Raw genomic sequence first — 10,886 nt, 5'->3', positions numbered from 1 at the left:
TGAATGGCCAATACTCCGCCTATCGCGTTGCGGTGCGCGGCGCCGCCGCGACCCGCAACAGGTCACCTCGGTCCCCTCTTGGGGATCGCCAGGGTCTTTGCCCAAAACCCCGCAGCCCTCGCTGCGGAGTTTTTCTTTGACCTAAAGAAAATCAGCGGAACATTCGGAACTAAATGGCGTGCGCGAGAATGCTGCGGGGGCGTCATCGGTCAGCGTGAAGTTAATCGCCAATGCTGATGGTCGGGGTGTCTTCAAGCTGCCGCTTAGTCGCCTCTTGGGCTTGCCGCCTGAAATACTGGATCCATTGCGATTCGATGGTTTCGATCGGGCCGATGTGGCGGAGGAAGGCATTTCGGTCGGCACCGGCTTCAAGGAATGCACGGTATGCACTGGCATGGCGGCCATTGTCGCGGTGCAGGAGAAAGTGGGTGAGGCTCCATGCACTCAGGTAATACTGGTTGAAATGGGTATCCACGGCGGGACCGCTGCCGTTAGAAAGCAGCACCTCGAGCGGGATGGGCATCTTGCGTTTGCCGGCCGCATCCGCCAACCACCAGGCCGGGTAGGCGGTGGAATCGATGTTGCCGGGCTGGAGTCGTCCATCGACACGCCGGCTTGCGGAGAAGTAACTGGCCAGCCCTTCGTCGATCCAGCGGTTGCGCTTGAATCCGGACGCCTTGCGGGCGAGTTGGTGCACGGCTTCATGCATCGCCCAGTGATGGGGGTTGCGGGCCGCGGCATCGAAATAGGCGTAGCAGGCGGGATCGAGGTAGTAAGCCTCGGCCCAGGGGCTGCTGCGGTTGTTGCGGGAGAATTCGGCGCGATCGCGGTACAGGATGACCGGGAGTCGCCCGGGGTCCGTGGCGATCGGGAACAGAGCCGCATAGGCTGCGTGCAGCGATTCGAGCGCTTGGCCGACTTCAGCGGCATGGTCGGCGGACGCGCTGGAATGGATCCTGTAATGCGGGGTGTCGATGACGACAGCCCCGATCGGGATTCCGTGGATCACGCGGGTCGCTGATGGCGACGTGGCGGACTGCGGCTGTCGATGCATCCGCCACGCAGCGTAAGCGGCGATGCCGATGACGGCAGTTGCTGCCGCTACCAGCAGCCACGCCCTTGCGACGTGCACCACCAAGACGTGGTCGTGTCAGACCGCGCCGAGCTTCAACGCCGCCAGCGCCATCAATCCGATCGCGCAGGCGAAGCCTCCGATCCACACCAGGCTGCGCATGAGGGCCGCCGCCGCCAGGTAGAACACGCCGTGCAGCACGCGGAAGCCGATGAAGGCGACGGCCAGCAGGTTGACGTGGTCCGGGTCGACGCCGGCGAACTGCGCCATCAGCACGCCTGCGGCGAAGGTCGGGAATGCCTCGAAGGCGTTGAGGTGGGCGTTATAGGCGTTGCGGACGCGGTAGCCGTCCTGCTTGGCGACCCAGCCGCGTGGATCCTTGTTGTTGTAGCCGGGCGCGCCGCTCTTGGCGAAGCCGACCCAGATGAACGGCAGGACGGCGGCGATCAGGATGCACCAGTAAGCGATGGACATGGCGGCCCTCCCCGGGCACGAATGAAGGCCGCCAGCCTAGCCGATCCTTGTATCGCCGGCGCCCCGCGGCACCGGCGATGTCGACAACCTTATTTCTTGGCAGGCGGTGTGCTCGTTGGTGCTGCGGGACGCATCGCGTCGCGTGCGGCCTTGAACGGATTGCCCGCGTACCAGTTCGGCCACTGGCCATCGTTCCCCAGGGTGGTGCCCATCGTGGCCACCACGTCGAGGTCCTGGACGATGCCGTCCAGCTTCCAGGTCGCGGCGTCGAAGTGGTCGCCGGCCTTGTGGTAGCGGTGATCGGTGTAGTCCTTGCCTGCCGCGTCGCCCGCGGCCTGGCCGCCATCCAGCAGGTCGGTGCCGCTGTCGATGTACAGCGCCGGCACGCCCGCCTTGGCGAAGTTGAAGTGGTCGGAGCGGAAGTAGTAGCCGGCGGCGGTATTGCTCTCGCCGACCGGCTTGCGCTTCTGCGCATCCAGCAGCGGCTTCAGCAGGTCTTCCAGTTGCGAGCTGCCCTTGCCGACCACGGTGATGTCGCGGGCCTTGCCGACCGGCGACAGCGCATCGAGGTTGAACACGGCCACGGTCTTGTCGAGCGGAATGACCGGGTGTGCCACGTAGTACTTCGAGCCAAGCAGTCCGGATTCCTCCAGCGTGACGGCCAGGAACAGGATCGAGCGCTTTGGTGGCACCTTGGCCTTGCGGAAGGCCTCGGCGATTTCGATGATCGCGGCGACACCGGTCGCATTGTCCACGGCACCGTTGTAGATGTTGTCCCCGGTCTCGCCCTCATGCGTGCCGAGGTGGTCCCAGTGCGCCATGTAGACGATCGCCTCGTCGGGGGTTTCGCTGCCGGGCAACAGGCCGACCACGTTGCGCGAGGATTTTTCCACCGAGGTGCTCTTGAACCCCAGCGACAGGGTGGCGTCGAGCGGTACCGGCTTGAAGCCGCGCTTGTTGGCGGCGGCGCGCAGCTTGCCCAGGTCCTGGCCGGCCGCCTTGAACAATGCGGTGGCGGCCTCGCCGGTGATCCAGCCCTGTGCCGGCACGCGCGGTGCGGGGTCGTCCTTGGCCGGCAGGTCGTATTGCGGGCCGGACCAGGAATTCTTCACCACGTCCCAGCCGTAGGACGCACCCTCGGTGTCGTGGATGATCAGCGCGGCGGCGGCGCCCTTGCGCGCGGCTTCCTCGAACTTGTAGGTCCAGCGCCCGTAGTACGTCATCCGCTTGCCGTCGAACAGCTTGGTGTCGCCTGCGTGGAAGCCGGGATCGTTGACCAGCATCACCACGGTCTTGCCCTTGACGTCGACGCCGGCGTAGTCGTTCCACTTCTGCTCCGGCGCATCCACGCCGTAGCCGATGAACACCAGTTGGCTGTCCTTGATGTCGACCTGCGGCTTGCCAGTGCGGGTGCCGATCACCATGTCGGTGCCGAACTTCAGCATCTGAGCCGCGCCGCCGACCGTGGCGACCATCGAGGCCGAGGCCTCGTCGGCGGTGGTTTCCACCATCGGCACGGTCTGGAACCAGTCGCTGCCGTTGCCCGGCTGCAGGCCGATGCGGGCGAACTGCGCCTTGATGTATTCGACGGTCTTTTGTTCGCCCGGAGTGCCCGGGCCACGGCCGCCGAATTCATCGGAGGCGAGTTGCTTCACGTGCTCGGCGAAGTCACCGGCATCGATCGCGTCGTTGAATGCGTGGTTGCCGGTGGCCGCGTCGGCGGCGGCCGGTGTTGCGTCGGCGGTGGCATCGGCGGCGGCCTGCTGGTCGCCGCGTGGCGTGCAGGCGCACAGCGCCAGCAGGGCGAGGGAAAGCGTGGTGGCGCGCATCGCGGGACTCCTTGTCGGCTGTCCCGCGATTCTAGCCGCGTCGCGGCGGTCAGTCCTGCGGCGGGGTTGCGGTGCTGTAGGACGTCGGGGTGGCGCCGCGCACGCTGCCGGTGCGGGCGGTGTTGTGCACATACAAGACCACGTCGCGTTCGAATACCAGCGGGCCATCGACCACCGCATTCGGGCCGATCACGATGCGCGGGATCCGCTGCTTGCCCCACTGCATGCCGTTGCCGCTCGGCTTCTCCACGTGGATGCCGCCCTTGACGTGCGAACCCACGCCCACGGTGACATCGCCATTCACGGTTTCGATGCCGCCGCCGAGGTCGGTGTCGACCAGGCCGATCGCGCCGTTCACCGTGCTGACGTCGTCGCGCACGTTGCCGCCGCGATCGATGAAGATCCCGCCGTTGACCGTTTCCACGTCGCCGTCGATGCGGGCCTGCTTGCCGAAGCGGATCGCGCCGTTGACGGTCGAAACCGAACGCGCACCCACGTCGCCCGCGGCCTCGATGCCGCCATTCACGGTTTCCACGTCGCCCACGCGCGCGCCGCGTTCCAGGTCGATGCCGCCGTTGACGGTGCTGAGGTCGCCGTAGGCTTCGCCGGCGCTGGCGGTGATGCTGCCGTTGACCTTGTCGATGTCGCGGCCGGGGCCGTCGTGGCCAGCCGCCGAGGCGACGCTGGAGAGGGCGAGCAGGGCAACGAAGAGCAGGGAGCGTTTCATGCGGGACTCCAGTGGTTGTACAGGCTCTGATGCAGTGGGCCGGCCGAGGGTTTAGACACCGCTACAATCATCGAACCCCCGCTGCGCGGGCCTCCCACACACAGGAACCGATCGTGCCCGCTACCGCCCCCGCCCGTCCCAAGCCCGTGATGCTGCTGATCCTGGATGGTTGGGGCCACCGCGAGGAGGTCGAGGACAACGCACTGGCGCAGGCCGACCTGCCCAATTGGCACCGGCTGCTGGCAACCTGCCCGCATACGCTGGTGCATACCGAAGGCCGCCACGTCGGCCTGCCGGACGGGCAGATGGGCAATTCCGAGGTTGGCCACATGAACCTGGGCGCCGGCCGGATCGTCTACCAGGACCTGACCCGGGTGGATGCCGCGATCGAGGACGGCAGCTTCTTCGCCAATGCCGAATTGAATGCGGCTTGCCGGGATGCCATCGCCAACGACGGCACCCTGCACGTGATGGGCCTGCTCTCGCCGGGCGGCGTGCACAGCCACGAGGCGCACATCTTCGCGATGCTCGAGCTCGCGCATCGCGCGGGCGTGCCGCGGGTCGCGGTGCATGCGTTCCTGGACGGTCGCGACACGCCACCGCGCTCGGCCGAGGCCAGCCTCATTGCCTTGCAGGCGCTCTGCGCGCGACTTGGCAATGCGCACATCGCCACGATCGGTGGTCGCTACTACGCGATGGATCGCGACAAGCGCTGGGACCGCGTGCGACGTGGCTGGGATGCGATCGTGGAAGCCGACGGCGAGCACTACGAGGAGAATGCGCTGTCGGCGTTGCAGGCCGCCTACGCCCGCGGCGAGAACGACGAGTTCGTCACTCCGACGATCCTGGACAACGCGCAGTCGATGCGCGATGGCGACGCGGTGGTGTTCATGAATTTCCGCGCCGACCGTGCGCGCCAGCTCACCGCGGCCTTCATCGAGCCTGGTTTCGACGGCTTCGTCGCGCGCCGCCCCGCGTTGTCGCGCTTCGTCTGCTTGAGCGAATACGACGCGAAGCTGCCTGCATCGCTCGCCTTCGCGCCCGACGACCTGCGCCACACCTTCGGCGAAATCGTGGCCGATGCCGGCCTTGCGCAACTGCGCATCGCCGAGACCGAGAAATACGCGCACGTCACCTTCTTCTTCAGCGGCGGTCGCGAAGACCTGTTCGCCGGCGAGGAACGCATCCTGGTGCCCAGCCCGCAGGTCGCCACCTACGACCTGCAGCCGGAAATGAGCTGCCCGGAACTGACCGACAAGCTGGTGGCCGCGATCGGCTCCGGCCACTTCGACGCGATCGTCTGCAACATCGCCAATCCGGACATGGTCGGCCACAGCGGCATCCTGTCCGCGGCGATCGCCGCGGCGCAGGCGGTCGACATCGCCATCGGCCGGGTTGCGCAGGCGGTGCGCGATGCGGGCGGCGCGCTGATCATCACGGCCGACCACGGCAACCTGGAAATGATGCGTGATCCCGAGACCGGCCAGCCGCATACCGCACACACGGTCGGGCCGGTGCCGCTGGTCTACGTGGGGAGTCGCGATGTCGCGCTGCGCGGTGGCGGTGCACTGCGCGACGTCGCCCCGACCCTGCTCGACCTGCTGGGCCTGCCGCAGCCCGTCGACATGAGCGGCCAGAGCCTGTTGCTGCCGGCCTGATGCATCGACTGCGCGCCATTGCGTTGTGCTGTGCTTTGGCGATGCTCGCCGGCGTTGCGCATGCGCAGGATCGCAATGACGCCGAACGCCGCCTGCAGGGCGTGCGCAGCGAGTTGAAGCAGGTCGCCGCCGAGCGTCGCAAGCTGGAGGGCGAGCGCGGCGATGCCAGCCGCAAGCTGCGCGAGGCCGACGAGCAGGTCGGCGGCGTGCAGCGGTCGCTGCAGAAGACCCAGGCGACCCTCCAGCGCGATGGTGCGGACCTGCAGCGCCTGCAGGCCGAACGTGCACGGCATGCCGGCGACCTGGGCGCGAAGAAGGCCGAGCTCGCGCGCCTGCTGCGCGCTGCGCAATTCGCCGGCAGCGAAGCGCCATTGAAGACGATGCTGGCGCAGGATCGCGTGGCCGAAGCCGAACGCGCGTTGACCTACCAGGGTTACCTGCAGCGCGGCCAGGTGCAGCGGATCCGGGTGCTGTCGGCGGAACTGCAGCGCATCGACGTGCTCGAGCGCGAGATCGTCGCGCGTCGCGAGGCGCTGGACCGCGAGCGCCGCACGCAGGCCGGCCAGCTGACCGAACTCCAGAAAGCGCGCAGCCAACGTGCAGGTCTGCTGGCCGGCATCGACCAGCAATACCAGGATCGCGCCGGCCGCGAAAAAGCGTTGGGTCGCGATGCCAAGGCCTTGCAGGACCTGCTGGCGCGCCTGCGCGCCGCGGCGGCGAAGGCGGCGCGCGATGCCGCCCGCGCCAAGGCGGAGGCCGAGCGCCAGGCCGCGGCCTCGGGCAAGCCCAAGCCGAAACCCTCCGCCAGGCGCACGACGGTGGCCAGCGCGCCGGCGATGCGCGTGGGTGGCCTGGGTTGGCCGGTCGCCGGCAACCTGCTGGCGTCGTTCGGCGGCAAGTTGCCGGATGGCCGTCGCAGCGATGGCGTGCTGATCGGCGCGGCCGCCGGCACCGCGGTCAAGGCGATGGCCGACGGCACCGTGGTGTATGCCGACTGGATGACCGGCTACGGCAACATCCTGATCATCGACCACGGCAACGGCTACATGAGCCTGTACGCGCACAACGATGGCCTGCTGCGCGATGCCGGCGACACGGTGAAGCGCGGGGACACGGTGGCGAGCGTGGGCACGTCGGGTGGACAGGACAGTCCCGCGCTGTACTTCGAACTGCGTCGCAATGGCAGCCCGGTCAACCCGGCCAGTTGGCTGACGCGGCAATGAATCCCTGCACGGCATCGCCACGCCGTTCGCGGGCATGATGGGGAACCCGGCCGGTATCCCCCGGTCGGAGATCGAACCGCAACGCGCAACCGGAGCACCCATGCGGGCCAAGCCGCTTTCCATCGTCATCGCCATCCTGCTGGGCGCGGTCGCTGCGCCCGCCTTCGCGCAATCGCCATCGCCCGCCCCGGCATCGCCTCCGGCCACGCAACCCGCGGCGGCGCAGGATGAGCAGGATCCTCTGGCCAGCGATGATCCCGACGCGGCCAGGACCGACGCCGCCAAGGTGCCGCTGGACGAGATCCGCCGCTACGTCATGGTCTACAACGCGATCCGCCAGGCCTACGTGGATCCGGTCGACGACCGCGAACTCATGCAGTCCGCGGTGCGCGGCCTGCTGCTGGACCTGGATCCGCACAGTGCCTACATGAAGAAGGCGGATGCGGAGGAGTTCGATGAGCTCACCAGCGGCGCCTACGACGGCGTCGGGCTGGAATTGCAGCAGTTGCCGGAAGGCGGCGTGCGCGTGGTGGCCCCGCTCGACGACGGTCCGGCGGAGCGCGCCGGGCTGCGCAGCCGCGACGTGATCATCGCCATCGACGGCAAGCCGCTGGTGGCGGGCGAGGGCGATGCCTCCGCGCCGCTGCGCGGCAAGGCCGGGACCAAGGTGGTGGTCCGCATCGTCCGCGAAGGCACGTCGAAACCGTTCGACGTGACCCTGGTGCGCGAGACCATCCGCACCACCAGTGTGCGTTCGCGGATGCTGGAACCGGGCTTCGGCTATGTCCGCATCAGCAGCTTCCAGGCCGCAACCGCCAGCGATTTCAACAAGGCCGTGGATGCCCTGCAGAAGGATGCACCGCTGCGCGGCCTGGTCCTGGACATGCGCAGCAACCCGGGTGGCCTGCTGGTCGGTGCGGTGCAGATCGCCGATGAATTGCTGGACAAGGGCGGCATCGTCAGCACCAAGGGCCGCGAACTGATCGGCGACAGCCGCTTCGATGCAACGCCCGGCGACAGGCTCGAGGGTGCGCCGGTGGTGGTGCTGGTCGATGCAGGGTCCGCCAGCGCGGCGGAAGTGCTGGCCGGTGCCCTGCGCGACAACCAGCGCGCGCGCGTGGTCGGCAGTCGCACCTTCGGCAAGGGTTCGGTGCAGACCCTGCTGCCGCTCGACAACGGCGACTCGATCAAGCTCACCACGGCGCGTTATTACACGCCGAGCGGGCATTCGATCCAGGCGCTGGGCATCGTCCCCGACGTGGTCCTGCATCCTGAGGGCGGCCAGCGTCGCCCGGCCCCGATCAGCGAAGCGGAATTGCCCCGCCACCTGGCCGGCGAGGGCAAGGCGATGGAAGGCGACAATGCCGGGGAAGTCCTGCCGGGCCCGAAGCCGCTCGAAGCGGCCTTGCTGGAGCTGAAGAAACTGGCGGGTGTGGCAGCGGCGCCGGCCAAGCCTGCCGTACCGCCAGCGACCAAGCCCAAGGCTCAGTAGCCGCGGCTGCGACGCAGGCGGCGGGCGATCGCCGCCTTGGTCAGCAGGGCGAACACCACCCCGAACAGGAAGCCGGCGATATGCGCCGGCCAGGCGACCGCGCCGAACGCCGGTCCGCTGTAGGCGAACAACACCTGCAGCAGGACCCACAGGCCGATCAGCAGGAACGCCGGCACCCGCACGAATTCCAGGAACAGGCCCAGCGGCAGCACCACCCCCAGCCGCGCACCGGGGAACAGGGCCAGGTAGGCGCCGATCACCGCCGACACCGCCCCGCTGGCCCCGATCACCACTCGATCAGGCGCACCGATCGCCAGTACCGCCGCCAGGTTCGCCACCGCGCCGCCGAGCAGGAACAGCAGCAGGAACCGGCGCCCGCCCATCGTGCGTTCGGCCGGCAGTCCGAAGATCAGCAGGAACACGAGGTTGCCGAGCAGGTGGATCCAGTCGGCATGCAGGAACAGGCCGGACACCAGCCGCAGCACGCTGCCATCGGCCATCGCCGCTTGCCAGGCCGCCACGCTGTCGAGTCCGCCGGTCAGCACGCCCCAGTCGAGCGCCGTGGCGATGCGGCCGGCCGGTGCGCGCATCGCGGACACGATGTAGGCCACCCACAACGTGGCGAACAGGAGCGGCGTCGCCCACAGGAGCCGACGCTGGCGGCGGGTCTGGATGCCGATGAACATGAGCGGCACTGTAACGGCCGGCCCGGCTGTTTGTTAGCGGGAAGTTAAGTTAGCGGCTAAACTGCATACGGCGTCGTACGTCGGGGGAGGGCTGCCTTGGGCAGGAACTCCGGTAAACGCAGCGCTGACCTGCCAGGCCATTGCATCCAGCATCCGCCGGCACATGACAACAATCACTGCACACGTGTTTCCGGAGAAGAGTCCATGAGCCATACCCGCAGCTTCCGCGCCTCGGCGCTCGCGCTTGCCGTGCTGGGCGCCCTCGTCGCCGGCCAGGCTGGTGCCAGCGGCTTCCAGCTTCGCGAGCAAAGCGTCAAGAACCTCGGCAAGTCGAATGCCGGCAGCCTCGTCGGCAAGGACGCCTCGAACGTCTCGCTCAATCCCGCCGCGATGACCAACCTGGACAAGAACACCTTCCAGGCCGACATCACCGTCATCGACCTGACCGCCGAATTCACCGGCAGCGGCCGTGTCCTCGGTTCGCCCGCCGCCCCGCTGAGCGGTGGCAACGGCGGCGACCCGGGTGACCCGACGGTGGTGCCGAACATGGCGGCGGTGTTTCCGCTCCACGGCGCGCTGGAAGGCATGACCATCGGTGCCAGCGTCGGTGCGCCGTTCGGCCTGAAGACCGAATACGAGCCGGGCTGGGTGGGTCGTTACCGCGCCCTGACCTCCGATGTGAAGGTGGTCGACCTGACCCTGTCCGTCGCGTTCAAGGCGACCGACGGCGTGTCGATCGGCGCCGGCCTGATCTACGAGCGCGCCGACGTGACCCTGAGCAAGGCGATCGACTTCGGTTCCGCGCTCTGCGCCGGTTCCGGCAACCCCGCCAATTGCTTCAACACGGCATTTCCGTTCAAGCCGCAGCAGCTGGACGGTGCGTTCGAGGTGAGCGGCGACAGCGCCAGCCTGGGCTACGTCATCGGTGCGCAGATCGCGCCGAACGACAAGCTGGCGATCGGCTTCAGCCACCGCTCGGAGATCAAGCACGATCTGGAAGGCACCCTGGATTTCGCCAACGTGCCGGCGCTGCTCGGCAATGATCCGCGCTTCAAGGACGGCGACGGCGGCGCGCGCCTGGTCACCCCGTCGATCACCACCCTGAGCATCTCCTATGGCTTCACCGACGGTTTCCGCGTGATGGCCGACTACCAGAGCACCGGCTGGAGCTCGCTGAAGGACGTGACCATCAAGCGCGACAACGGCACCATCGTCGGCAGCGAACCCTTCGAGTGGGAAGACACCGATTTCGTCTCGCTCGGCGCCGAGTTCGACATCAGCGATGCGTTCACGATCCGCGGCGGCGTTGCACAGGACGAAAGCCCGACCAACGACACCCACCGCACCCCGCGCCTGCCGGACAACGATCGCATGCTGTACTCGATCGGTGCGACCTGGAACATGAGCGAGAGCCTGTCGATCGATGCCGCGTTCCAGCGCATCACCATCGATTCGCCGACGATCAACCTGCCGGTCGATGCGGCTGCCGGCAACACCTCGACCCTGGTCGGCGAGTACGACGGCCACGCCAACCTGTTCGGCGTGTCGATGCAGTACCGCTTCTGATCCCCGCGATCGCGTGATACGAAAAAGCCCCGCTTCGGCGGGGCTTTTTCTTGGTTCATCTCCCAACTCCGGGGAATGCGGCTCGGATCTTGAGGAAGAAGTAGGCGTCGTCGCGGTAGCCGTAGGCGATGCGCTTGATGACCTTGATCCGGTTGTTGA

At 67.7% G+C, this 10,886-nt stretch carries 10 protein-coding genes; 4 read left to right on the top strand and 6 right to left on the bottom strand.

What is annotated here, in order from left to right; all coding sequences use genetic code 11:
- Nucleotides 1–220 precede the first annotated feature (220 nt).
- The 4 genes from ACE3T8_RS14670 to ACE3T8_RS14655 form a co-directional block, all read right to left on the bottom strand.
- Entirely contained in the window at nt 221–1,135 is a 915-nt protein-coding gene (locus tag ACE3T8_RS14670; RefSeq protein WP_374610175.1) for a DUF1570 domain-containing protein, read from the bottom strand.
- A 15-nt stretch (nt 1,136–1,150) separates the two neighbouring features.
- Nucleotides 1,151–1,546 carry an MAPEG family protein gene (locus ACE3T8_RS14665; RefSeq protein ID WP_374610170.1) on the bottom strand — a complete coding sequence of 132 codons (396 nt, stop codon included), beginning with the start codon at nt 1,544–1,546 and terminating at the stop codon, nt 1,151–1,153.
- A gap of 89 nt (nt 1,547–1,635) precedes the next feature.
- Nucleotides 1,636–3,375: a M28 family metallopeptidase gene (locus tag ACE3T8_RS14660; protein WP_374610168.1), complete on the bottom strand. Its 1,740-nt coding sequence runs from the start codon at nt 3,373–3,375 to the stop codon at nt 1,636–1,638.
- 49 nt (nt 3,376–3,424) lie between these two features.
- The gene (locus ACE3T8_RS14655; RefSeq protein ID WP_374610165.1) at nt 3,425–4,102 is read right to left on the bottom strand and encodes a hypothetical protein; all 678 of its coding nucleotides are present in this window, start codon (nt 4,100–4,102) and stop codon (nt 3,425–3,427) included.
- A 113-nt stretch (nt 4,103–4,215) separates the two neighbouring features.
- On the opposite strand from ACE3T8_RS14655, the gene gpmI reads away from it, so the two are divergent.
- From gpmI to ACE3T8_RS14640, 3 genes are all read left to right on the top strand, one after another.
- A complete protein-coding gene (gene gpmI / locus ACE3T8_RS14650) occupies nt 4,216–5,760 on the top strand; it encodes a 2,3-bisphosphoglycerate-independent phosphoglycerate mutase (protein WP_374610163.1) in 1,545 nt (514 codons plus the stop codon).
- On the top strand, nt 5,760–6,983 hold the full coding sequence (locus tag ACE3T8_RS14645; RefSeq protein WP_374610161.1) for a murein hydrolase activator EnvC: 1,224 nt from the start codon (nt 5,760–5,762) through the stop codon (nt 6,981–6,983). Before gpmI ends, ACE3T8_RS14645 begins: the two co-directional genes overlap by 1 nt.
- A 100-nt stretch (nt 6,984–7,083) precedes the next feature.
- Nucleotides 7,084–8,475 carry a S41 family peptidase gene (locus ACE3T8_RS14640; protein ID WP_374610159.1) on the top strand — a complete coding sequence of 464 codons (1,392 nt, stop codon included), beginning with the start codon at nt 7,084–7,086 and terminating at the stop codon, nt 8,473–8,475.
- Here ACE3T8_RS14640 and ACE3T8_RS14635 read toward each other — a convergent pair.
- Entirely contained in the window at nt 8,469–9,161 is a 693-nt protein-coding gene (locus tag ACE3T8_RS14635; protein WP_374610157.1) for a rhomboid family intramembrane serine protease, read from the bottom strand. The genes ACE3T8_RS14640 and ACE3T8_RS14635 overlap by 7 nt on opposite strands.
- A gap of 204 nt (nt 9,162–9,365) precedes the next feature.
- On the opposite strand from ACE3T8_RS14635, the gene ACE3T8_RS14630 reads away from it, so the two are divergent.
- Nucleotides 9,366–10,727, top strand: coding sequence for an OmpP1/FadL family transporter (locus ACE3T8_RS14630; RefSeq protein WP_374610155.1), 1,362 nt, complete (start codon nt 9,366–9,368; stop codon nt 10,725–10,727).
- 55 nt (nt 10,728–10,782) lie between these two features.
- On the opposite strand, the gene ACE3T8_RS14625 is transcribed toward ACE3T8_RS14630, so the two are convergent.
- Nucleotides 10,783–10,886: transposase (locus ACE3T8_RS14625; RefSeq protein ID WP_374610173.1), on the bottom strand; the 104-nt coding region annotated here is incomplete at its 5' end.

This window comes from Thermomonas sp., from assembly GCF_041919455.1.
GTDB lineage: Bacteria > Pseudomonadota > Gammaproteobacteria > Xanthomonadales > Xanthomonadaceae > Thermomonas.
Note: the sequence above shows the minus strand (reverse complement) of the source record. Positions and strands in the feature narration are given on the sequence as shown.